General features: G+C 55.7%; 27 protein-coding genes. 16 read left to right on the top strand and 11 right to left on the bottom strand.

Annotation, left to right across the window (positions count from 1 at the left end; translation table 11 throughout):
- Positions 1-3: 3 nt before the first annotated feature.
- From AAC620_RS01070 to AAC620_RS01030, 9 genes are all read right to left on the bottom strand, one after another.
- Positions 4-1,056: a c-type cytochrome gene (locus AAC620_RS01070; RefSeq protein ID WP_340242415.1), complete on the bottom strand. Its 1,053-nt coding sequence runs from the start codon at positions 1,054-1,056 to the stop codon at positions 4-6.
- Position 1,057: 1 nt separating this feature from the next.
- Positions 1,058-2,326 (bottom strand): sulfite dehydrogenase, encoded by a 1,269-nt coding sequence (soxC, locus tag AAC620_RS01065; protein WP_340242413.1) that lies wholly within the window; start codon positions 2,324-2,326, stop codon positions 1,058-1,060.
- Between the two features lie 33 nt (positions 2,327-2,359).
- Complete coding sequence (gene soxB / locus AAC620_RS01060; RefSeq protein ID WP_340242411.1) at positions 2,360-4,054, bottom strand: thiosulfohydrolase SoxB; 1,695 nt, start codon at positions 4,052-4,054, stop codon at positions 2,360-2,362.
- A gap of 84 nt (positions 4,055-4,138) precedes the next feature.
- Positions 4,139-5,002: a sulfur oxidation c-type cytochrome SoxA gene (soxA, locus tag AAC620_RS01055; RefSeq protein WP_340242409.1), complete on the bottom strand. Its 864-nt coding sequence runs from the start codon at positions 5,000-5,002 to the stop codon at positions 4,139-4,141.
- A 28-nt stretch (positions 5,003-5,030) separates the two neighbouring features.
- Positions 5,031-5,360, bottom strand: coding sequence for a thiosulfate oxidation carrier complex protein SoxZ (gene soxZ, locus AAC620_RS01050; protein ID WP_317655093.1), 330 nt, complete (start codon positions 5,358-5,360; stop codon positions 5,031-5,033).
- Positions 5,361-5,379: 19 nt separating this feature from the next.
- Positions 5,380-5,802: a thiosulfate oxidation carrier protein SoxY gene (gene soxY / locus AAC620_RS01045; protein WP_317655094.1), complete on the bottom strand. Its 423-nt coding sequence runs from the start codon at positions 5,800-5,802 to the stop codon at positions 5,380-5,382.
- A gap of 30 nt (positions 5,803-5,832) precedes the next feature.
- Complete coding sequence (soxX, locus tag AAC620_RS01040; RefSeq protein ID WP_340242405.1) at positions 5,833-6,309, bottom strand: sulfur oxidation c-type cytochrome SoxX; 477 nt, start codon at positions 6,307-6,309, stop codon at positions 5,833-5,835.
- 155 nt (positions 6,310-6,464) lie between these two features.
- On the bottom strand, positions 6,465-7,034 hold the full coding sequence (locus AAC620_RS01035) for a SoxW family protein (RefSeq protein ID WP_340242403.1): 570 nt from the start codon (positions 7,032-7,034) through the stop codon (positions 6,465-6,467).
- Positions 7,035-7,058: 24 nt separating this feature from the next.
- The gene (locus AAC620_RS01030) at positions 7,059-7,799 is read right to left on the bottom strand and encodes a cytochrome c biogenesis CcdA family protein (protein WP_340242401.1); all 741 of its coding nucleotides are present in this window, start codon (positions 7,797-7,799) and stop codon (positions 7,059-7,061) included.
- 100 nt (positions 7,800-7,899) lie between these two features.
- On the opposite strand from AAC620_RS01030, the gene AAC620_RS01025 reads away from it, so the two are divergent.
- From AAC620_RS01025 to AAC620_RS01010, 4 genes are all read left to right on the top strand, one after another.
- Complete coding sequence (locus AAC620_RS01025; protein WP_340242399.1) at positions 7,900-8,217, top strand: SoxS protein; 318 nt, start codon at positions 7,900-7,902, stop codon at positions 8,215-8,217.
- 101 nt (positions 8,218-8,318) lie between these two features.
- A complete protein-coding gene (locus tag AAC620_RS01020; protein ID WP_317655816.1) occupies positions 8,319-8,627 on the top strand; it encodes an ArsR/SmtB family transcription factor in 309 nt (102 codons plus the stop codon).
- Positions 8,628-8,672: 45 nt separating this feature from the next.
- Positions 8,673-9,722 carry a YeeE/YedE family protein gene (locus AAC620_RS01015; protein WP_340242397.1) on the top strand — a complete coding sequence of 350 codons (1,050 nt, stop codon included), beginning with the start codon at positions 8,673-8,675 and terminating at the stop codon, positions 9,720-9,722.
- A 64-nt stretch (positions 9,723-9,786) separates the two neighbouring features.
- Positions 9,787-10,707: an MBL fold metallo-hydrolase gene (locus tag AAC620_RS01010; protein ID WP_340242395.1), complete on the top strand. Its 921-nt coding sequence runs from the start codon at positions 9,787-9,789 to the stop codon at positions 10,705-10,707.
- Between the two features lie 40 nt (positions 10,708-10,747).
- On the opposite strand, the gene AAC620_RS01005 is transcribed toward AAC620_RS01010, so the two are convergent.
- Positions 10,748-11,320 (bottom strand): hypothetical protein, encoded by a 573-nt coding sequence (locus AAC620_RS01005; RefSeq protein WP_340242393.1) that lies wholly within the window; start codon positions 11,318-11,320, stop codon positions 10,748-10,750.
- Between the two features lie 182 nt (positions 11,321-11,502).
- Here AAC620_RS01005 and AAC620_RS01000 point away from each other — a divergent pair, with 182 nt between their 5' ends.
- From AAC620_RS01000 to AAC620_RS00985, 4 genes are all read left to right on the top strand, one after another.
- On the top strand, positions 11,503-12,108 hold the full coding sequence (locus tag AAC620_RS01000) for a LysE/ArgO family amino acid transporter (protein WP_340242391.1): 606 nt from the start codon (positions 11,503-11,505) through the stop codon (positions 12,106-12,108).
- A 69-nt stretch (positions 12,109-12,177) separates the two neighbouring features.
- A complete protein-coding gene (locus AAC620_RS00995; RefSeq protein WP_340242389.1) occupies positions 12,178-13,056 on the top strand; it encodes a BadF/BadG/BcrA/BcrD ATPase family protein in 879 nt (292 codons plus the stop codon).
- Positions 13,053-14,189 (top strand): N-acetylglucosamine-6-phosphate deacetylase, encoded by a 1,137-nt coding sequence (gene nagA / locus AAC620_RS00990; RefSeq protein ID WP_340242387.1) that lies wholly within the window; start codon positions 13,053-13,055, stop codon positions 14,187-14,189. The genes AAC620_RS00995 and nagA overlap by 4 nt, the downstream gene beginning before the upstream one ends.
- Positions 14,186-14,872 (top strand): D-lyxose/D-mannose family sugar isomerase, encoded by a 687-nt coding sequence (locus AAC620_RS00985; RefSeq protein ID WP_340242385.1) that lies wholly within the window; start codon positions 14,186-14,188, stop codon positions 14,870-14,872. The genes nagA and AAC620_RS00985 overlap by 4 nt, the downstream gene beginning before the upstream one ends.
- Before the next feature lie 6 nt (positions 14,873-14,878).
- Here AAC620_RS00985 and AAC620_RS00980 read toward each other — a convergent pair whose 3' ends face one another.
- The gene (locus AAC620_RS00980; RefSeq protein WP_340242383.1) at positions 14,879-15,913 is read right to left on the bottom strand and encodes a LacI family DNA-binding transcriptional regulator; all 1,035 of its coding nucleotides are present in this window, start codon (positions 15,911-15,913) and stop codon (positions 14,879-14,881) included.
- A 170-nt stretch (positions 15,914-16,083) separates the two neighbouring features.
- Here AAC620_RS00980 and AAC620_RS00975 point away from each other — a divergent pair, with 170 nt between their 5' ends.
- From AAC620_RS00975 to AAC620_RS00940, 8 genes are all read left to right on the top strand, one after another.
- Complete coding sequence (locus AAC620_RS00975; protein WP_340242381.1) at positions 16,084-17,112, top strand: sterol desaturase family protein; 1,029 nt, start codon at positions 16,084-16,086, stop codon at positions 17,110-17,112.
- 95 nt (positions 17,113-17,207) lie between these two features.
- Complete coding sequence (locus AAC620_RS00970) at positions 17,208-18,179, top strand: substrate-binding domain-containing protein (RefSeq protein ID WP_317655108.1); 972 nt, start codon at positions 17,208-17,210, stop codon at positions 18,177-18,179.
- Positions 18,180-18,328: 149 nt separating this feature from the next.
- Entirely contained in the window at positions 18,329-19,282 is a 954-nt protein-coding gene (locus tag AAC620_RS00965; RefSeq protein WP_340242378.1) for an ABC transporter permease, read from the top strand.
- 9 nt (positions 19,283-19,291) lie between these two features.
- Positions 19,292-20,314 (top strand): ABC transporter permease, encoded by a 1,023-nt coding sequence (locus tag AAC620_RS00960; protein WP_340242376.1) that lies wholly within the window; start codon positions 19,292-19,294, stop codon positions 20,312-20,314.
- Positions 20,315-20,339: 25 nt separating this feature from the next.
- On the top strand, positions 20,340-21,128 hold the full coding sequence (locus tag AAC620_RS00955) for an ATP-binding cassette domain-containing protein (protein WP_317655111.1): 789 nt from the start codon (positions 20,340-20,342) through the stop codon (positions 21,126-21,128).
- An 18-nt stretch (positions 21,129-21,146) separates the two neighbouring features.
- Positions 21,147-22,151: a Gfo/Idh/MocA family oxidoreductase gene (locus AAC620_RS00950; RefSeq protein ID WP_340242373.1), complete on the top strand. Its 1,005-nt coding sequence runs from the start codon at positions 21,147-21,149 to the stop codon at positions 22,149-22,151.
- A complete protein-coding gene (locus AAC620_RS00945; protein WP_340242371.1) occupies positions 22,148-23,107 on the top strand; it encodes a sugar phosphate isomerase/epimerase family protein in 960 nt (319 codons plus the stop codon). The genes AAC620_RS00950 and AAC620_RS00945 overlap by 4 nt, the downstream gene beginning before the upstream one ends.
- 50 nt (positions 23,108-23,157) lie before the next feature.
- A complete protein-coding gene (locus AAC620_RS00940) occupies positions 23,158-23,469 on the top strand; it encodes a MocE family 2Fe-2S type ferredoxin (RefSeq protein ID WP_340242369.1) in 312 nt (103 codons plus the stop codon).

Here is a 23,469-nt window from a genome sequence, read left to right as displayed (position 1 = left end):
CGCCTACTCCCCACCTTCGGCGCGCAGATAGGCAATAATGGCCTCGGCATCAGCCGCATCCCGCAATCCACGGAAGGCCATGCGGTTATTTGGAAGATAACCGCGCGGATCCATCAGATAGGCAGTCAGCGCCTCATCATCCCACACCAGACCATCGGCGCGGGCCTGTTCAAAGGCAGGGGAATAGCGGAACCCTTCGGCATGGGCCGCGGTTGCCATATAGATGCCGTTCAGCTGCGGCCCCGCACCATTGCGCGCGCCCTCGCCCACTTGGTGGCAAGAGCGACAGGCGCGGAAGGCTTCCTCACCTGCGGCAATCAATTCTGGGCTTGGGCCTGTATCTGCGGGCGCGGCCTCTTCGGCGGCGGCGGCAACCTCAACCACCTCAGCGGCGGCCGCATCGCCCTCGGTTTCTGGGGTTACATCCAAAACCGCCGCGCGTGCCGTGATCTCGACACTCTCGGCGCAGTTTTCCATACAGACCGCTTCGCTGAACATGGGCAATTCCACCTCGGCGCGGTCATCCATGAAGAAATTCTCTTCATTGGGCAAACGCACCTCGAGGAAATTCTCATTCGACAATTCGAAATCATCATCCACGAGATCGTTGGAATACATGATATAGGCCACAATCGCGTAGACCTCATCATTGCTGAGGCTCTGAGCATTGCCATAGGGCATCGCGCGGTGGACATAGTCCCACACAGTCGACAGATAGGGCCAATATGACCCGACTGTCTTGTTGGGGTCTTCGCTTTGCAAAGTGCCAAAACCACCTGCAATCACGGGCCAACGGCCACGGGCCTCGCCGAAATCACCGTGGCACGCCGAGCAATTATCAATCCATAATTCTTCGCCCGTGAACACATCACCCGATCCAACGGGCAGGCCCAGACCATCGGGGCGCACATCAATATCCCATGCCGCGATTTCTTCGGGCAAAGCGGTGCGACCCAAACCATAGCCGCCATCCCGAGACGGGGCCGCATTCTCAGCAAGCGCAAAGGTTGCGCCCCCCATCAACAGGGCTGCGGAAAGACTGATTACCTTATTCATCTTATCCAACCTCCACATTTTCCGCATTGCCGTTTTCATCCACCGCCCAAGTCTGGATCCCGTTATTGTGGTAGATGGAATTCTCGCCGCGCACATGGCGCAGCATTTCCTTGGTGGGCTGCACATAGCCCGTGCTGTCATGGGCGCGGCTTTGCAACAGCAAGGGCCGCCCATCCCAATCAAATTCGAAATAGAAGCGATGCATCGACTTGTCTAACGATGGCCCAGACATGCGCGCTTGGTGCCAATTGATGCCACCATCCAATGTCACATCAACACGCGGAATTGTGCCGCGGCCCGACCATGCCACCCCTGTCAAAACAGTTGGGCCAGGCCCATGGGTGATGGGGGCTTGCGGGCTTGGATTGGTGATGACGGATTTTGCATCCATCTCCCATGTAAAGCGCCGCGCCTGACCATTTTCGAGAAGGTCAGTATATTTTGATGTTTCCTCGCGGTGATGCCACGGTTGATCGCCCACTTCGATGCGGCGCAACCATTTCACCCACATATTTCCTTCCCAACCCGGCACAACAAGGCGCAGCGGATAGCCCTGTTCAGGGCGCAGCGCCTCGCCATTCATCTTGAAGGCGACAAGACAATCATCAAGCGCCTTTTCCATAGGGATGGAACGGGTCATGCCCGAGGCATCGGCCCCTTCTGGCAAGATCCATGTGCCATTTGTTTTCACCCCGGCCTCTTCAAGCAGCAGGCGCAAGGGCACGCCTGTATAGACCACGTTATGGATCATCCCATGGGTGAATTGGCACCCGTTCAACTGCGCGCCACGCCATTCCATCCCTGAATTGGCCGCACATTCGAGGAAATAAACGCGGTTCTCACGCGGGAAGCGCATGATGTCCTGCATGGTAAAGACAAGCGGATTATCGACCAAGCCGTTGATCATCAGGCGATGATCTTCGGGGGCGATTTCGGCCACCCCGCCGTGATGGCGTTCAAAGCACAGTCCATTAGGGGTGATGATCCCATCAAGCTCGTGCAGCGGCGTGAAATTGACCGATGACACGCTATCGGCGGTCAGCCATGGCACATTGCGGCGCACCACATGGGCCTCATGCGGGGATGGCATACCATAGGGCGCGGCATCCACGCCTGGCCCGAGATACTGCGTCCAAGGCTGCATTTCCGTGATCAATGGATCGGGGGCCGCCTGCGCGTAAACCTTGCCTGCGGCAAGAGCGCCACCTGTAACTGCGGCCCCTTTCAGAAATTGCCGCCGCGAAGGGGTGAAACCATCGTCTTTAGCCATGTCAGCTCCTTCAATAATCAATGCGGGCGAGGCTTAGCCCGCAACAACATCCACACTGGTGTTGGGGTTAACTGTGACGGTGCCTTGCGCACGGATATGGTCTTCGACCACATCCCAAATCGCAGGCCCTTCGGTTCCTTCATTCACGCTGGCCCAACCCGCCACGACATAGGAGGCAGCAGGGTCGATGCGTTCGCCTGTTTCGAGCAGGGTCATCTCGGAAATGCGGCTGCCCGCTGGCGCGTTGACATCAATCCTATATCCCATACCGCCCACGCGAACCATATCGCCGCCCTGTTGATAATAGGGGTCAGGGTTAAAGATGTTATCAGCCACATCTTCCATCACGACTTTTAGGAATTCGCCGGTCATCTCAGTGCGATAGGCCTGCGGATAGCTCATGGCAGTCGCGTTATAGATATCTTCGCGCTTGATCTCTTGACCCGGCAACACGCTTGGCCCCCAACGGAAACCAGGGGATAGCGCAATCTGTGCGTCCCGTTGGCTGATCAGGGCGTTACAGATCACATCATCCCATGTGCCGTTAAAGTTACCGCGGCGATACAATAGCGACCCCGCGGTGCCGATCACCTCGCCCATCTCGGCCTCAAAGGGCGCGCGGGTCTGCGCAATCAAGGCGGCCATGTCAGGATCAGGCGCAATCACATCTGAGAAAATCGGGATCAACCGATGGGTCAGGCCTTGCAGCGCGCCATCGCGCACGTCCAAATCAACACGGCTGACGAATTTGCCATGACTGCCCGAGGCGATGAGGAATGTATTGCCCACCTGAACCGCCTCAGGCAGCGCATCATGGGTGTGACCTGTCAGGATCACATCAATTCCAGGTATATCGCGGGCGAATTGGCGGTCTGTGTCAAAGCCATTGTGCGACAGTAGAACGACCACCTCAGCACCAAGGCCGCGCACCTCCTCGACCACTTCGGCGATGCGTTCACGGCGCAGCCCAAAACTATATTCAGGGAACATCCAACCTGGATTGGCGATTGGCATATAAGGGAAGGCTTGCCCAATCACCGCAACCATGGTGCCGCCGCGCTCGAACAATTTGTAATCGTCAAAAACGGGTTCATCCCATTCAGCGTCAAAAATATTCGCGCCCAAGAAGGCAGGTTGCAGCGAATTTTCGACAATCTCATGCACGCGGTCAGAGCCAAGCGTGAATTCCCAATGCGAGGTCATGGCATCCACGCCAAGTGCGTTGAAAAGATCCACCATATCTTGGCCGTTGGTGCGCAAAGCGGGCAAAGAGCCCTGCCATGTATCGCCCCCGTCCAAGACAATCGCATCAGGCCGTTCGGCGCGAATGGCATTGACCACAGTCGCGATGCGGTCAAGCCCGCCCATGCGGCCATAACCTTGGGCAAGCGCCGCGAAGTCACTATAGGTCAGCGCATAATCCAGATGACTGCCCTGCGAGATGCCATAGGCCGCGCGGAAATCTGCGCCCGTCAAATGCGGAACCTGCCCCAAGGCAGAGCCCACGCCCAAGTTGAACTCGGGCTCGCGGAAATAAATCGGTTGGGTTTGCGCATGAATGTCAGTGATATGCACCAAGGTGACATTCCCTGCCCCGCCTGTGCCAATCAGATCTTCCTGCGTCAGGGTTTGTTGCGCGGCAAGTTTGGCCCAATTGCCAAAGCCCGATGCGCCATAAAGCGCGGTCGTGGCCAAAGCAGCCTGAAGGAAATGGCGGCGTGCGATCATATTTTGTCACTCACATTCTATAAATTGCATATGTTTAGATGCAAAATGCCCGCCTCAGGATCCCCAAGGCGGGCAAGCAGCAAATCAGTTTCGAACCGAAGGCCCTTCGACCGTCAGACCATTGCCGCGCGAGGCAACGTAAAGTTCCAGCGCAACAAATTCATCGCTACCGATGGCAAAGGTTTCAGCGCGCGTGTCACGGATACAGCCGCGGAAACGGTTATGTGTGCCATTGAGGCGCGCGTTCTTCAGACGATAGGTTGGGAACCCATTGATCTGCCCTTGGCTAAGGTGATCTGCACGAATGTAGTTGCCATAGTTTTGTTCGTGGCAATTTGCACAGCTCAGCTCAAGCTGACCAAAACGCGTGTAATAAATCTCGCGCCCTGCTTCCCATGTGTCTTGCGCAGGCCCGTCAATCGCCACGTCAATCACCTGACCCCGCCCGATTGAGGCGATATAGGCCGTCATGTTCAGCATCTCTTGGGAATTGATCCCCCAAGCTTCGGCCATCCCCATGCTTTCGGTTTGGCATTCTTGAACCTGCATCTCGACTGTTTGCACAGTGCCATGTTCCTCATCCCATTGCGGATAGGTGGCGCGCACGCGGTTCAGGTCGTCTGGGTTCGAGTGGCAAGAAGCACAGCTTTCGCCATTCGCACCCATGGCCGTGTTGAACAACTCCTGACCCTGTTCTGCAAAAAGCATTGCGGGGTTATCGAAGTCATCCATTTGCATGGCTTGCGTCTCGTCCGAGCGGAAGACCCAACCCGAATAGATGGTGCTCAGCGCCCCATCCAAATGCGCAGGCGCATCGGTGCGCACGACCATTTCGATCTCGCCATTGACCACCAAATCTGCGTCCTCATCCGCCCAAAGGGCCAATGAAGATACAGACAAAGACAGTGCTGCCAAAGCTGCCGTTGCGAGTTTTGTTTTATGTGTCATCCTTCGCCCTCCCTTGCGATGGATCAGATCAGCTTACGGTGATGTCCGAGCTATCCTCGTAAACCGAGCCATCATCATCATACCAAGTGAAGTTGAACGTGCCCGACTCCATCACTTTGGCTTCAAACTGAAAATAAGGGTTTGTTGCGATGGAGGGTTCCATCGTGACATCGACCACAGTCTCGCCGTTAAAGGTGCAAACAAAGCGATTGATGATCGAACGTGGGATTGTGTTGCCATCGCCATCGCGGCGCATACCGCTTTCCATGGGGTGGCTGATCAAGGTGCGCACGGAAACCACTTCGCCAGCCGAAGCTTCACGAGGGGCGCGGACGCGTGGTGTTACATTCTCTGCCATTTTTCTAACCCTCTGCCTATTAGCCGCCGCAGCCGCCGATGGTGACTTTTACGTTGGAAACCGCCTTGGCAAAGCTGCCATCGGGCATTTTCGCAATGGCGACCACATCCTGCTCGCCTGCGAGACGGATGCGGGTTGTGGCAGCCTGCGACCCTGCCATTGGGCCGAATTTGAATGTCGCAACATTCGGGTTCGGATTGCCTGCCGCGAAAATGATGATCTCCTCGGCACCTGGTGCGCTGACTTCGATCTGCACGGTGTTGCCGTTCTCGGCAATTTCTGGTGCGATCAGGGTGATGCCCGCGTCCGATGTGGCCGCCCCGCCCGTATAGGCGGCGATAGCCTCATCTGCACCTTCGGCCAAACCCATCGAAGGCAAAACTGCAAAAGCAGCAGCGCCCGTCAGGCTGGTTCCAACAAATTCTCTGCGCGTTAGCGACATAAGTTTTTCTCCTTACCTACGCTCGACCGATTATTCGGTGAGGGTCAAAAGATAGGCCACCACATCCTCGATATCCTGAGCCGACAACAGCGGATCAAGAACGCCTTCTGCGGCCTTGCCGGTAAAGGCGTCACCGGGGCGTGTGTAGCCGTCAATTTTGTAAAAACTTGGCATTACGGATTCAGGGAAAACGGCCTTTGCGTTGGCCACAATCCCCCGCAAACCTGCAGCGTCCCAACGGGCGCCGACACCATCCAAGGATGGGCCAACCTCACCATGGAACGGGTAATCCTCCAATGCCGTAACTTGGTGGCACGCAATGCAATTGCCCAAGCCGCGTGATGTCATCACCTCTTCACCGCGCACGGGATCACCCGCAACACCGGTGAGAGAGACACTGATTTCTCCGTATTCATTCGCCACAACATCCGAAGGTGCAACCACTTCGGCCTGTGCGACACCTGCGGACACTCCGAAGAGAGCCGCCAAAATAAGATGGCGCGTCACTTTATTTCCTCCCTAAGGCGATTCAGTCACCTCTGTATGCAACGGTAAACAAGCTCACCCTTAGATTGCAACAACATATTTAGTTTTTTGAATTAGTTGCAAGCCAAGCCATTGAAATTGCTTGCACTTAATACTGTTGCGAAACCAAAGATATCCTATTGCGGCAGCTGATCGCGTAGCATGCGCGCATGATAAGCCTGAAAGCCCTCCTCGCCCTCATAGCCCTTTTCCAATACCCAATTGAGCATATTGAAGGTCGTCCACCGCCCAAAAGCGCCGGGGATCATGGCAACCGCGGCATCAGGCGCGGTGGCATCTTCTGGCACATCCTCGGGGAAGAAGAAGATTGTGGGCGTAAACATCACCCGCCACCGCCGCACCATATCGCCCTCCAACAACGTGGTGCCGTCAAAATCAACCATCTCGGTGCTGCCATACATATTGACGCGCACCACAAAGAAATCATCGGTGAGCATCTGTTCAATTTCGGGGATCACATAGACCTCTTCGTGCATCTGCGTGCAGTAGATGCAGCCGCGCTGTTCGATCATCACGACCAGACGCTTGCCCATCGCATTGGCCTCGTCCAAATCCTCGCGAAGATCACGGAACGTATCCATAATCCAATCGGCGCGGTGCAGCCCATCGCCATCCAATTCCACCGCCACAGCCGACATTGGCAGCAGCGCAAGACCTGCGGCAACGATCATGGTTCTTAGGTTCATATCGCATCCTCCCCTTTTGCCGCCTTAACCCAATTGGCGGAAAATCTCGAAATTCTCGATCAGCCATTGGCCGATGTAATTGAGGGCATTGGTCGCAATCAGCACACCAAAGATGATCAAAAGCGCGCCCATGATTTTTTCGACCAGCCCCAAATGACGGCGGAACCGCCCCATCATGCGCATGAATGGCCCCACAAATCCTGCGGCCAAAACAAAGGGCAAGGTCATGCCCAGACCATAGGCCAACAGCAATGTGGCCCCTTGACTAGCCGTGTCAGTGCCTGCGGCGGTGAACAAAATCGCTGCCAGAACAGGGCCCACGCAGGGTGTCCACCCAAAGGCAAAGGCAAGACCGATCACATAAGCCCCGCCATATGACATATTGCTGACCGATCCCGCCTCTGCACGGAACTGGCGATACAAGATGCCAATCCGGATCACGCCGAGGAAATGGAGGCCCATCGCAATAATCAGCGCGGCTGCAATCCAACGCAGGATGTCGAACCAATCGCGCAGCAATTGCCCAAATACCGAGGCCGAAGCCCCCAGCCCAACAAAGACCGTCATGATGCCCGCGGCAAAGAACATCGCCGCAAGAACCGCACGCACACGGATTTCACGGGTAATGCCACCGCCCTCGGCAACCTGATTTAGGCTTACGCCGGCTAGGTAACTGAGGTAGAAAGGCACCATCGGCAAAATGCATGGCGATAGAAACGACAACAGTCCCGCAACAAAGGCACCGCCCAAGGTTACATCGAACATGACGCCTCCTACCGTTTCATATTCAAATATTCATATTGCATTCACAAATTTGGGCAAGTCAATCTTTGCGCGTGTTGCAACGCTTTTTTTTGCGCTTGGGTTGTGCGCGGCCACTGCGGCCTCGGCGCAAAATTTGGAATTGCTGATGGTTGAAGATGAGGGATGTGTGTATTGCGCGCAGTGGCATGCCGAGATTGGCCCTGAATTTCCGATCACCCCAGAAGGGCAAACAGCCCCTTTGCGCCAGACCGATATTGATGATCCCTTGCCCGATGGCGTAACCCTTGCACGGCGGGCAGTCTATACGCCAACCTTTGTTCTGCTCAAAGACGGTGCAGAAACAGGCCGTATAGAAGGCTATCCGGGCGAGGAATTCTTTTGGTTTTTGCTCAGCCAGTTGATTGATGCAGCAGGTTAAGCTAAAGCCAGTCACAATTTGGGACGTGCCACCCGATCTTGGCAGGATGAACCATGCTTAACGAAGACAGGCCAACAATATTGCCTGACCTCACCGCGCCGATGGACGAGGCCAGTTGGGAAAAATTGCGCTGTGACGCACAAGCCGCCAGCGATGTCCTCAAGGCCATTAGCCATGAGGGCCGCTTGATGATCTTGTGCGCCCTCACGCGCGGCGAAAAATCCGTGACCGAGATTGAAACACTCCTGTCGCAACGTCAGGCGGCCGTGTCTCAGCAGCTTGCGCGCCTGCGCCTTGAGGGGTTGGTGACCGCACGGCGCGATGGCAAGCAAATATATTATCGTTTGACAGATGACCGCGCAGCGCGGATCATCGAACTGGTTTACGAGTTGTTCTGCGCCAAAGGGTAAGATCGGGCAAAACGGTCACCCCTGTTACGGCGGAAGGGAGGGGACGTGCTCGAAGTATTGGGTGAGCCATTGGCCATTGTGCTGATCGGCCTGACAGGTGGTTTGGTCTTGGGCCTTGCCGCGCGTTTGGCGGGATTTTGCACCTTAGGCATGATCGAAGATGTCCATTATGGCGAAAACACAGGCCGCGTTTACCTGTGGCTTGCGGCACTTGGCATCGCCATTTTCCTCAACCACGCGTTGCATCACTTGGGCTATCTTAATTTGGGCCGCGTGGTTTACCTGCAAAACAGCTATACAATCGCGGGCGCCATGATCGGCGGGCTGATTTTCGGCTATGGCATGGCGCAGGCGGGCAATTGCGGCTTTACGGCCTTGGCCCGCTTTGGTGGCGGCGATTTGCGCGCGATGGTCATTGCTTTGGTTATGGGCGTTGCAGCCCTGATCGCCCTATCTGGCATTCTGGCCCCGCTGCGGGTCTTGTTCTTTGATGCCACCCCTGCGCATGGCACCCCAACAAGCCTTGCCTTTCTTGCAGGTGATTTGGTGGTCCCTTCGGTTTTAGGAATGGCCCTTGGATTGACTGTGTTTTTAATCGCCTTGGTCAAAACCCCAAAGGCGCGGCTCTTGCGCAACACATTCTGGGGCATGGCGGTTGGGGGCGCGGTGACATGGGGCTTTTTCGGCACCTATTGGGTGGGGCAAAACGGATGGCAGGCTTGGCCTGTTGTCTCACAAACCTTTGCTGCCTCTATCGGTGAGACCATCCATTACGCGATGTTCTCCTCAGGGCTCGCCGCGAAATTTGGAATTGGCTCCGTCATCGGCGTGATCTCGGGCGGTTTTTTAGGCAGCTTGATCAAAGGGGGCTTTCGATGGGAAGCCTGCGAAGACCCGCGTGAATTGAAACGCCAATTGTTTGGGGCGGTTTTGATGGGCTTTGGAGCTGTCTTGGCCGCAGGGTGCAGCATTGGCCAGGGTCTATCTGCGATGTCCAGCCTTTCCATCACCGCCCCCCTTGTCGCGGCGGCGATCTGGCTTGGCGCATGGGTGGGCCTGCGCCAGTTGATCCTGGGATTCGAGGCTGAGTCGTAAATATAAGACTTTTCGAATATGTTTTGCTTGGCTATCTTTCCCCCGAAATTTGGGAGGAATGACCATGCAAATCACCAGACGCAATTTGATCATATCAAGTGCTGCAGCCACCCTGTCAGGCCTTGCCCTGCCGCGCAAATTATGGGCGCAGACCACGCTAAATATGGGTGATTTTGAGGTGATGACCCTCTCAGATGGCAGCCTCACCTTGCCCGCAGATTTCATCTTTGGCCCAATGGATGACGCGGCCCTTGCCCCCATTTTGGCCGAGGCGGGCGTAGATCGAAACGCCCCTCTGACGCCGCCCTGCAATGTCACCCTTCTGCGAAAGGGCGATGCAGCAATCCTGATCGACACAGGCGCAGGTTTTGCTTTTCAAGACAGCGCGGGGCAATTGCTTGATGCACTCAACGCGGCGGGCATTGCGGCAGATGACATCACCCATGTTCTCTTTACCCATGGCCACCCTGACCATCTTTGGGGTGTGATAGATGATTTTGACGAGGCGACATTCTTCAATGCCGAGCATATCATGGGCGAGATTGAATATGACTATTGGATGGACCCAAACACTATCAATTCAATTGGCGAGGCCCGCGCGGCCTTTGCCGCAGGGGCCTCGCGCCGGCTTGACAGTTTGGGCGACCAGATCACGCGGATCAGTGATGGCGCCGAAATCGTTTCTGGCCTCCGCGCGAAATTAACGCCCGGCCATAGCCCGGGCCATATGGCCTTTGAAATAGCGTCAGGTTCACAACAATTGATGATCATTGGTGATGTCGTGACCAATGACCATGTTGGCTTTGCACGGCCCGAGTGGACATCGGGATCAGATCAGGATGAGGCCTTGGGGGCAGAAACCCGCGCCGCGCTGATGGATCAATGCGCCGCTGACGAAATCACCATCATCGGCTATCACCTGCCCAATGGCGGGATCGGCCGTGTCACCCGCGCCAATCAGGGGTATCGGTTCGAGGGGGCGTAACAACGCCCTCCCTCTTAATCAGCACATCCGTAGCGAAAGCCTAGTTGCGGCCGCGGCCATTGCCGCCGCCGTTCCCATTTCCGTTGCCGCCGCCATTGCCGCCCGCATTGCCATTTCCATTGCCACCGCTATTGCCGTCCGCATTGCTGTTGGATGGGCCATCAGCGCGGGTGGCAGATGCCGCAGCGTTGCCCATATTGCCGCCATTTGCGGCGCGGTTTTCCACGCGTTCCTGCTGACGCGCACGGGCCTGTGCGACTGCCTCACGCGCGCGATCAGATGCTTGGGCGGGTAAGTCTTCTGCAACGATACCGTTCCTACGCTCGGCGCGCGAAACCGTGCCATCCCCATCTTCATCCAAGGCGACAACCGTCTCGGTCACCTCAAAGGTTTCAGGATCCAACTCTAGCTCAAGAAGAATGCCGTCTTGCTCTGCGACCAAAGTCGGCGGGGTGAAGATCGAGTCTTCGAGCGTAAACTCAGTATACCCTTCCGTGGCGAGATCACTGACCAATGCCTCAATCTCTGGCGCGACCTCCTGGGCTTGAACAGCCCCGAGAGAGAACCCGATTGAAGCCAACACGGAAATCGTCACTATACCCTTGCGTGCCATCACAAACCCCTTTCATACTCATTGCACTCACCCCATTAATATAAGGGACATATTCAAGAAAAATAAGTGTTTCCAAGCGCTAAGTGGAAATTCAGGACGTTGAAACACCAAAGGCTCAATAGAAAAAAGTCCCGTATTATGAAAACATTTCAATCCAATACTAATTCACCCATGCGCAGATTATGACCGCATTCATCACAGGATTTTTCACCAGCCTGACCTTGATTTTGGCCATTGGGGCGCAAAATGCCTTTGTGCTGCGCACGGGGCTTTTGGGGCGTCATGTGTTTTGGGTTTGTCTCACCTGTGCACTGTCAGACGCGATTTTGATTAGCCTTGGGGTTGCAGGCTTTGAACGGGCGACCGCGGCAGTGCCTTGGATTGCGCCTGCCCTCACCTATGGCGGGGCGCTCTTTCTGTTCACCTATGGCGCGTTGCGATTTCGCGCTGCATTTGCAGGCACGGATGCAATCGACCTGAGCAAGGCCGCCCCGCCAACACGCCTTTGGGCAAGTTTGACCGCCTGTTTGGCCATCACATGGCTCAACCCGCATGTCTATCTCGACACCATGGTTCTTTTGGGCGCGGTTTCTGCCCAATTTATCGGGCAGAAACCCATTTTTGCAGCGGGGGCCGTTCTAGCCTCTTTTTTCTTTTTCTTCAGCCTTGGCTTCGGCGCACGGCTTGCGCGGCCCTTGTTTCAATCCGCCAAAGCATGGCGCATTCTTGAGGCCGTCATTGGCGGCATCATGTGGGCCATTGCTGCGGGGCTACTTCTTTCAGCCTAGCGCATCAAACTGACCTAGAAACAGGAATAAGCTTTCTTGAACGGCAAATCCTATGCTATCGCAGAGGCTATGAAAAATGCCCCTGACGCGAATGTTCTGGCCATCGATGGTGGCGGCACGCATTGCCGTATCGCCTATGGCAGCTGTGAAAATCACAGCTTGGTAGATATGGGCGCGGCCAATGTGTCGAGTGATTTTGAGGGCGCAGTGAACACGATCCTTGGCGGGGTTGAGGCGCTTTGTGCCAAATTGCAAATGCCCGTTGCGGATCTTATCGCTTGCCCCTGCTATATCGGGGTTGCAGGGGTGACTGGGCCACAGATGGCCGCGCGCCTGCGCAAGGCGCTGCCCTTTTCTCATGTCCAAGTGACCGATGACCGCCCCCCTGCCCTGCGCGGCGCTCTTGGGGCAAAAGATGGCGCGATTGCCCATTGTGGCACAGGATCATTTTGGGGGGTTCAACTGGGCGGGGCGCAAAAATTCGCAGGCGGTTGGGGCTATGTTTTGGGGGATGAGGCCTCGGGCCATTGGTTGGGGCGCGCGGCCCTCAGCGCCACGCTAGAAACCGTGGACGGGCGGCGGTGCGCCACTGATTTTTCGCAATCCCTGCTCGCCCAATATGATGGGGCCGCAGGGATTGTGCGCTTTGCAACCCATGCCCGCCCTGAGGAGATCGCGGCACTTGCGCCCTCGGTGTGCAGCGCCGCAGCCCAAGATGACCCTCTCGCCCTCGCGCTGATGCAGACAGGGGCGCAAGAAATCACGCAAAGCCTAACGGCCTTGGGATGGCATGAGGGGCTAGATCTTTGCCTTACAGGGGGGCTTGGGGGCCAGTATCGCCCCTATTTACCCCCTGCCTTACAGGCCCGCATCACCGCGCCTGCGGCCGCACCCATTATAGGTGCCCTCGCCCTTGCATCGGATTTCGCGCGCGAGGGGGTTACATGAGCGCGCAACACCACCTGATCCGCAACGCCCGCTATTTTGATGGCGCCACCCTGACAGGCCCCGCCACAGTGCAGTTTGACGGCAATGATTTTGCAGGGGCGTTCGGCACGGATTACCACATGCAAGGGGCCGCAGAGATTGATCTGGGCGGCGATATTTTATTTGCGGGCTATGTGGATTTGCAGGTCAATGGCGGGGATGGGATCTTGTTCAATTCTGCCCCGCATTGTGACGGATTGCGGCGCATGGCCAAGGCGCATCGCCGCTTGGGCACCACTGCCTTCTTGCCGACCCTCATCACCGATACCCCCGAAGTCACCCGTGCGGCCATCGCCGCCACCCAAGATGCTGTCGCGGCACAGGTGGATGGGATTGCGGGTTTGCACCTTGAGGGGCCGCATCTGTCACTGGCGCGCAAAGGGGCGCATGCGGGCGGCCTGATACGCCCAATGACCGAGCAGGATCTGGCACTCTATCTTGACGCGGCGGCATCCCTGCCCTGTTTGAAACTGACGATCGCCCCTGAAAACGTCACAGAAGACCAAGTGGCCCAATTGGCGCGCGCAGGCGTCATTTTATCCTTGGGCCACACGGATGCAGATTACGATACCTGCCTGCGCTATTTTAGGGCGGGGGTGCGGGCCACAACGCATTTGTTCAATGCCATGAGCCAGCTCAACAGCCGTGCGCCTGGCTTGGTCGGGGCGACCTTGGGCACGGGCAACGTCAGCGCAGGCGTGATCGCGGATGGGGTGCATGTGCATCCACAATCCTTGCGCGCGGCATGGGACGCAAAAAAGGGGCCATGTGGGCTATTCCTTGTCACCGATGCGATGGCAGTGGCGGGCAGCGACATCACGGAATTTGACCTCGGCGGTCGGCGCATCACCCGAAAGAACGGGGTTTTGACCTTGGCCGATGGCACGCTTGCAGGCGCGGATTTAGACCCGACCCGTGCAGTGCAGGTGATGGTTGAAAATGTCGGCATCCCCCTTGTTGAGGCCTTGCGCGCCGCAACCTCTATACCCGCAGCACTCATCGGCCTCCGCTATGGACAGGGGGCCCTGCCCCGCATGATGCGCCTTTCGACTGACACATGGACGCTCACCCCCTTGGAAAAGAATCTGACATGAAACGCTCTGCCATCAATGCCATCATGGCGGATGCCGATGAGATGATCCGCCAATTCGGCTTTGTGCTGCCGCCCTTTGCCTATTGGACACCTGAAGAATTCGCGGCCCGCAAAGATCAAGCCGCCCACCTAATCACCTCGCGCTGTGGATGGGACATCACCGATTACGGTGCGGGCGATTATGATCGCATGGGTCTGTTCTTGTTCACCTTGCGCAATGGTCTGCTCGATGATCTGCGACAGGGGGGCGGAATGTGCTACGCAGAAAAGCTTTTGATTTCAAAGCAAGATCAACTCAGCCCGATGCACAGCCATATCCTAAAGGCCGAAGACATCATCAACCGCGGCGGCGCAAAATTGGTGGTCGAACTTTACGGATCAGATGATCACGGCAATTTTGCCGAGGATCGGGGTGGCACAGTCTTTTGTGATGGTCTGCAGGTAGACTATGCCGCGGGGCAAAAGCTGATCCTTGCCCCTGGTCAAAGCGTCACCTTGCGACCCGGTGATTGGCATGCCTTTTGGGGCGAAGGGGGCGATGTTTTGATCGGCGAGGTTTCAACCGTCAATGATGATGAAACCGATAACATCTTCCGCGACCCGATCGGGCGTTTTGCCGAGATCGAAGAAGACCAACCCCCCACCCATCTTTTGGTCAGCGACTATGCGCGATGGTTGGGCTGACCCCTGTTACAGATTTTCTGATGTATAAATATCAAATTCCAAGGCCACACGTTGCGCGCCGCCGCGGGGGCCCGCTGACTTCGCCATGATCAATGTGTTGAGCGTTTCTTGTGCGAGGCGCGCCATTGGGTGGGAAATGACCATCGTCAGCGTGCCATCACTGAGGGCGGCCCGGGTCTCGTCAAACAATTCGTAGCCAACTGTCACAAACCCCTCACGCTTTTCTTGTGCACGTAGGGCCGTCATCGCCCCCGTGATCCCGCCGCCTGACACGTAAAGCCCGCATAGATCAGGATGCTGGTGGAATAGCTGATCAACCAAATCACGGGCGGCGGTCGCGGATTCATAGGTCGCAAGCGGCTCAAGCACTGTGAAGGCGGTGTTATGCTCGCGGAAATAGGATCGAAACCCGCTTTCATTCATTTCTTGGTTACGATAGCGGTGGTTGCCCAAAAGGATACCAATCTTGCCTGGTTCGCGGCTGATTTTATCAAAGGCCCAAGCGGCTGTGCGCCCGACCTTCCAATTGTCCAAGCCGACATAGCTGACATTATTGCGCGCCGAAAGCGGTGCAATCAGCGCCGCCACGGCCACACCTTTCTCGATCACTTCATCAAGCGCGTTTGACACCAAAGGGTGCTGAGCGGCCACAACCGCAATCGCCTCGCAGCTTTGCGACATCCGCAACAGACGTTCCGCGATCTTCTCAGGCGACAGATCATCGAGATGCTCAAGCGTCAATTCCACCTGATCTTCGATGCGCCCTTCGGCAGCCTCACGAATGGCACGGGCCAAATTATCGTAAAACCTACGCCCTTTTTGATGCAGCAAAACGCCCAAACGATGGGTCTTGCGCAGGCCGGCCACAGAATGGCGCAGCGTGCCAAGCCCATAAAATCCGATGTCATGTGCCGCGGCTAAAACCCTATCGCGTGTTGGCTTTCGCACCGATTCTGGCTGATTCAAAACGCGGTTCACAGTCGACACAGAAACGCCTGCAGCCGCTGCAAGATCAGGAATGGTGGGGCGCCGCGCCGTCATAAAAATCTCATTTCATCTCAAATTAACGCCAATTTGATATTATTTGGCATGAAAATTTCTGAGATGTAAAGATATGATTGATTTGGTCCAGATCAATTTCTCACAAATTGCGCAGCAAAGGACTGGCGCAGTTTGCGCTGTGAAACGACCCCATTTGCGAAGGGCAAGTTATGAACGATTTGGATTATGGAACCCGCGACAAACGCGGCAACTGGACACCGAATGCAACATTAGAAATCGCCCCTTTCTGGACTGGGAAATGGGGAAAGATGGCACATTTCATCCGCGATTATTTCTGGCCTTGGAACGCGTTTCACATGGCAACCGCCCTGCTCTATTGGGCGTTTGTATTGCCTGATGTCGAGGTGATGAAAAGCTTTTCCTGGGATTGGGCGCTGTATCTCTTTGCGGTCAATGCAGGCGGGATTTTTGTCCTTTATGGCAGCATTGAGCTGTTTTTCTATATCAAACGCAAGCAAGAGACGCGGTTCAAATACAACGCAAAATTCCCATCCGAGAACCCGTCAGATGTGTTTTGGTTCAAAAGCCAAAACCTTGACAATTTCCTGCGCAGTTTTCTGGTCGGCATCCCGATTTGGACAGCGAGTGAAGTGGTGATGCTGCTGTGCTTTGCCAATGGAATCCATCTATTTGGTTGGGTGGATTTCCAAGACAATTGGCTGTGGTTGATCGCGCTGACCCTCCTGGTTCCTGCGATCCATGAGATTCATTTTTTCTGCATCCACCGCCTGATCCACACGCCGTTTCTCTACAAACACGTGCATTCGGTGCATCATAACTCGATCAACCCCAGCCCGTGGTCATCCTTGTCGATGCACCCTGTCGAGCACCTGTTCTATTTTGGCGAGATTTTCTGGCATCTGATTATCCCGTCCAATCCGATTGTGATGATGTTCAACAGCCACGCGGTCGGCTATGGCGCGCTGAACGGGCATATTGGCTTCGACAAACTCGAAATTACCGATGATGTCCAAATCGACAGCCATGCCTATGCCCATCACCTGCATCACAAATATTTCGAGGTAAATTACGGCGCGGATGGTCTTGTGCCCCTCGATAAGTGGTTCGGGCTTTGGCATGACGGATCAAAAGAAGCGGACGAGCAAATGAAGGCCCGCTTCCGCCGCAAAAAAGAGCGGCTCAAGGCAAAACAGGCACCACAAACACCCGCAGAATAATCCCACACCACCCGAGGCAGAGGAGGCCTCGGATGACAGGGGGCTGCGGTTTTTAAGATTGCCGTATCGCGGCAAAAATAGGGAGGAAACTAGAAATGAAACTATCAAAATACATACTCGCAGCCGCAGGTCTTGCAATGTCTGCGACATTCGCGATGGCCGATGGTGGCCCCAATATTTTCGTGATTGGCGGAAAGCCAGACGATCCATTCTGGTCGCGCGTGAAACTGGGCGCGGAACATGCGGGTTTGGTCGCCGAAGCGCATGGCGGCTCGGTGACATGGCTTGGCCCACAAAACTATGACAATCTCGGCCCTGATGCCGCTGAATTGATCCGTCAAGCCATCGACCAGGGTGCCGATGCGGTTGTCGGCCCAAACTGGGTGCCCGAAGCGATGGATCCCGCATTCGAGGCCGTTGTCGCAGCGGGAATTCCTCTTGTGATCTATAACGCAGGCGGCATTGAGGCGGCAGATCGCCTTGGCGCAATGAACTATGTTGGTGCGGTTGATTACAATTCTGGCTATGCGGGGGGTGAATACCTTGCGGCGGCGGGACATACCAACGGCGCATGCGTGAACACCCTGCCCGGTGCCGCGAATATCGAAGCTTTCTGCAACGGCTTTAACGATGGCATCGTTGCAGGCGGCGGCACGGGTTCCGTGTTGCAATTGCCAGCGACCGCCTTTGGTGACTCGACCGCCGTGGCGCAGGCTGTGCGGGCGCATCTTTTGCAAAACCCCGATATCACAGCAATGTTCGCCATTGGCGACCAAGACACAAACGCCACGATCAGCGGCATTCAGCAGGCTGGAAAGACAGGGTCGGTTCATGTGTGCGGCATGAACTTCAACGACTCGATCCTTGCGAATATTCAATCGGGCACTCAGGCATGCGCGATTGATCAGCAAGGCTATCAGCAAGGCTTTTTCGCCGTGTCGATCCTGACCAACCACGTGCAATATGGCACCACTATCCCGACCCGTGAAATCCTCACAGGGCCTGGCATTGTCGATGCAAATAACGTGGATCTGGTGATCGCGGGCGTTCAGGCGGGCGCGCGCTAAAGCCAAGCGTCTTTCAAGGAAACTTCGCGTGCGCTGCCTAACTCCCAAGGGGTGGCGCGCGCCTCTCTTTGCAGCACAAGAAAGCCTTAGTAATGCAACCTGCCCCTCGCCCAGATCTGCGCCTCAGTGCCTTTTTCAAACGGCCTGAAATGGGGACAGCATTGGGTTTTCTTGCGGTCTATGTCTTTTTTGCAATCATGGGCGGCCCCGTTTTCATTGGTGCGCCGGGTTGGTCAAGTTGGCTGAATATCGCCGCCGAAGTTGGCATTATTGCCCTGCCTGTCGGTTTATTGATGATCGCGGGGGAATTTGATCTGTCAGTCGGGTCGGTTGTCCCTGCAGCCTCCATGACAACGGCCATGCTTGCAGGGCATTACGACTTTCCCGCCCTCGTGGCGATTTTTGGCGGCTTGGCCGTGGGGTTGGGGGTCGGCTTTGTCAATGGTGTCATCGTCACGCGCAGCGCGATCCCCTCCTTAATTGTGACCATCGGCGTTATGTTTGCGGTCATGGGGCTAACCCTAGGCATCGCCGTCATGATCAAGGGTTCCACCAGCGTCTCTTATGTCCCTGCCCCACTTGCCAAAGCGATGCTCGGGCAATTCATAAACGGCATGTTCAACGTGGCAATTTTCTGGTGGCTTGGATTTGTCGCCCTTGCCTATTTCGTTTTGCATATGTCACCGCTTGGAAATTGGATATTCGCCCTTGGCGGCGACCGCGAAAGCGCCCGCAATGCCGGCATTCCAACACGCAAGTTGACGATAGGGATGTTCATGGCCTCTGGGTTTTGCGCGGCCTTTGTGGGCGTTGCTCAGGTCATGACATATCAACAAGCACAAGTGGCAGGCGGTCAGGCGTTTATCTTTAACTCGATCATGTGCGTGGTGATCGGTGGCGTTCTGCTAACAGGCGGTGCGGGCTCAATTCTTGGGATATTCCTTGGCACCATCACCTTCGCAGTGGTCAATCAAGGCGTGTTTTTTGCAGCGCTCGACCCCAATATTGGCTCGATCATTGTAGGCGCGCTGTTGTTGGTGGCTGTTCTGTCCAACGACACGTTCCGTAGGCTTGCCGCCCAAGCAAGCCGTACAGCGAAATAGGAGGGGGGCATGATCGGTCTTTCACTTTTGACACGCCCCGCAAGCGCATCGGTTCTCAGCCTCTTTGCCGTTTTGCTGTTTTATGTGCTGATTGGCGGCGTCAATCTTGAGACATTATTCGGCGCGGCCAGTTGGGCCAATTACGCAGCACGGATTGGGATTGTGGCCTTACCCGTGGGATTGTTGATGATCTCTGGCGAGATCGACATCTCCATCGGCGCCATGATCCCTGCAGGTGCGATGAGCGTTGCGATTATTTCAGGCCATTACGGCCTTCCCATGGCCTATGGTATCGCAGGCGCCCTTGGGATTGGGATGATCGTGGGCTTTATCAATGGTATCTTAGCCGTACGCACCAATGTGCCGACCCTCATCATTACCTTGGCCACGCTGGTCGGAATGCAAGGGGTGGTCTTGGCAGGTTCTAAAATTTTGACGGGCAGCGCCTCTGTGCCGCTGAATGCCCCTGATTGGGCCAAAACCCTGTTTGGGGATTTCATTTTTGGCGGCGCACATCAGGTGCTTATTTTATGGTGGATCGGATGTGCGGTTTTAGCTTGGGTGTTTTTGCATCACAGCCGCTTTGGCAATTGGATCTTCGCCATGGGTGGGGATCGTGAAAGCGCGCGCAATGCGGGCATCCCCGTAGATCACATGACCATCGCGCTTTTCATGATGAGCGCCACCTCTGCCGCCTTTGTGGGAATGTATCAGGCCATTTTGTTCAATTCCGCCCAAGTATCTGGCGGCATGAATGATATTTTCAACATCATCGTCAGCGTTGTTGTGGGTGGTGTATTGCTGAGCGGTGGGTTTGGCTCGATCACAGGAATTTTCGTAGGCACCCTCACCTTTGCCATCGTCAACAAGGGCATCGATTTCACAGATATTGACCGTAATTGGTCAAACTTCATCATTGGCGTGATGCTTTTGATCGCGGTCGCGATGAACACCAGCTTTCGGCAAATGGCCTTTGGCCTTGTTGGGGCAAAATCCAAACGCCGCCCAAAACCAGCGACCCCAGCGCCTTAACCGAACCCATCGGGAGATCAAACCTGTGACACAACACCACCCAGTTCTAGAGATGCGCAAGGTCGACAAAAGCTTTGGCCCGATTGATGTCCTGCATGAGATCAGCCTCAAGGTGCATGAAGGCGAAGTTTTATGTCTCTTGGGCGATAATGGCGCGGGCAAATCGACCCTGATCAAAACTTTATCAGGGGTGCATCAACCGACCCGCGGCGAGATGTTCATGGATGGAAAACCCGTCAACTTCACAGGCCCCAAAGATGCGCAGGACATGGGCATTGCAACGGTGCATCAATTCGGCGGAACCTATCCTCTAATGTCGATTGGACGGAATTTTTTTGCAGGGGCAGAACCAACAATCGGCTTTGGCCCGTTTAAGATTTTTGATCGAAAAACCGCCAACCGCATTGCGGTGGAACAGGTGCAGAAATTCGGCATCACCCGCATTGATGATGGTGACCGATTGGTCGGCGGCCTCTCAGGGGGCGAGCGGCAATCGCTTGCGATTGCGCGCGCGGTCTATTTCGGGGCACGGGTTTTGATCCTTGATGAACCGACAGCGGCCCTTGGGGTCAAACAAGCGGCCCATGTGCTGCGTATCGTCAACGAAGCCAAAAAGCGCGGGCTTGCGGTGATTTTCATCACCCATCAGGTCATGCATGCCATGGCCGTTGGCGATCACTTTGCCGTTCTCATTCGCGGCGCGGTCGCCGCTGATTTCCGCAAAGGCGAGAAAACCCGTGAAGAAATCGCTGATTTGATGGCGGGCGGGGAATCTATGGCAGACCTTGAAGCCACCATCGAAGCGCAGATCTAACTGTGATCGGAGAAAAAATTGAGTATCAGACTTGCTGTTATCGGTGCGGGGCTAATGGGGGCGGATCACGCACAGATCCTCGCCGAAGAATTGCCCAATGCCACGCTTGAGGTGATCTGCGATATGGACGAAACCCGCGCGCGCTGTGTTGCGGATCGCTGCGGCGCGCGGGATATATCCACAGACCCCGCTGCGGTGATTGTGCGCGCAGATGTCGATGCGCTTGTGATCGCCTCGCCCGATTTTACGCACGCGCCCCTCTCTTTAAGGGCCATCCAAGCGGGTAAGCCTGTTTTATGCGAAAAGCCCCTCAGTCAGGATGTCGCCGAATGTCTCGCCGTGATGGAGGCTGAAATCACAGCTGGCCACCGCCATGTGATGTTGGGCTTCATGCGCCGCTATGACCAATCCTATATCGAGATGCGCGATGCCTTAGCCCAAGGGGCACTTGGCCGCGCCTTGATGATGCATAATTTCCACCGCAATGTGGAAACGCCCAATGCAGAATTTACAGGGGCTATGGCGATCACCAATTCTGCGCCCCATGAATTTGATGTGGTGCGTCATGTTTTGGGCTGTGAATATACATCCATCAGCGCGTATCAACCGCGCCGTTCAGATGATGTCGTGGCCCCTGTGGTTATGGTGCTTGAGACGGATGATGATCAACTGGTCACCATCGAGATCAACAACAATGCGGCCTATGGATATGATGTGCGGGCCGAATTGGTTGGGGAAACAGGCAGCATCACCATGGCCCCCATCGCCTATACCAGGCTCGATGCAGGGCTGCAGGCCGCTACCCGATATGAAAGCGATTGGCGTGGCCGCTACCACGAGGCCTATCTGCGCCAAAACCGCGATTTCTTAACCTTTGTAGACAGCGGTCAATTCCCTGCCCGCGCGGCAGATTGTTGGGATGGCTATGCCGCCACCGTGGTCGCGATGGCAGGAACGCGTGCCTTGGCCGAAGGGTGCAAGCACCCCGTCACCATGGCCCCAAAACCGGAGTTTTATAAATGAAGCTTGGCTTTGTATCCGACAGTCTCAGCGGGTTGTCTTTTGAGGATATGCTTGATCATGCAGCACGCCTTGGTGTCAGCGGGGTTGAGATCAATACTTGCGGTTGGTCAACTGCACCCCATTGCAGTCTTGACGACCTGCTTGATAACAGCGCCGCGCAGAAAACCTTCCTTAAGGCTTTTGCCGATCGAGGCCTTGAGATCATTGCGTTTAATGCCAATGGCAATCCATTGCACCCGACCGACCCCAAACAAGGGGCCGATCTGCGCCGCACCTTACGACTGGCCGGCCAGATGGGGGTGGCCAAAGTTTGCACAATGTCGGGCCTGCCCGCAGGTGCGCCAGGTGATACGATGCCCAATTGGGTTGTCTCAAGCTGGCCCCCTGAAACGCAGACGATCTTGACCTATCAGTGGCACGAAAAACTGATCCCGTTTTGGACTGACATCGCCAAAACCGCCGAAGCCGAAGGGGTGCGCCAGATTGCGCTCGAATTGCATGGCAATCAATGCGTCTATAATGTGCCGTCTTTGCTGAAACTGCGCGCGGAAATTGGGCCGATTATTGGGGCCAATCTTGATCCCTCGCACTTGTTTTGGATGGGGGCAGACCCGCTCATCGCGGCTGAGGCTTTGGGTGCTGCAGTGTATCATGTGCATGCGAAAGACACCTTCCTAAACCCCCCTGTGCAAGCCACAACCAGCTTGCTTGAAAATGGCTCGTTGATGGATATCCCGGCGCGCAGTTGGTCATACATCACCTTGGGCTACGGTCATGGCGCGCATTGGTGGCGGCAATTTTGTTATCGGCTTAAAATGGGCGGCTATGATGGGTGGCTGTCTATTGAACATGAGGACGTGCTGCTCAATTCGCTCGAGGGTTTGGAAAAATCAGTGGCGTTGCTGCACGCTGTGATGCCCGACAAACCCGCAGATTTTAAACTACAAGATATTTAACGCATGCCCGTCAGGGCAGAGGTCGACTGACACAGAAGAAAGGACTGACCATGGCCGAATGGATTGACGCCTGCGCCGCCGCTGACATCGCCGAAGAAGATGTGATCCGCTTTGATCACGGGAATCGTACTTTTATCATCGTGCGCGATCACGAGGATAATTACTATTGCACAGACGGGCTCTGCACCCATGAAGATGTGCATCTGTGCGAGGGCTTGGTCGTAGAAGCCACGATTGAATGTCCAAAACATTCCTCGATTTTTGACGTCAGCACAGGCGAAGTTGAAACACCCCCCGCCTGCGAAAATTTGCACACCTATAAAACCAAGGTCGAAGCTGGCCGCGTGTTTGTGGAGATCTAA

The sequence above is a fragment of the Roseobacter sp. HKCCA2468 genome, from assembly GCF_037805105.1.
Taxonomy (GTDB): domain Bacteria; phylum Pseudomonadota; class Alphaproteobacteria; order Rhodobacterales; family Rhodobacteraceae; genus M30B80.
Note: the sequence above shows the minus strand (reverse complement) of the source record. Positions and strands in the feature narration are given on the sequence as shown.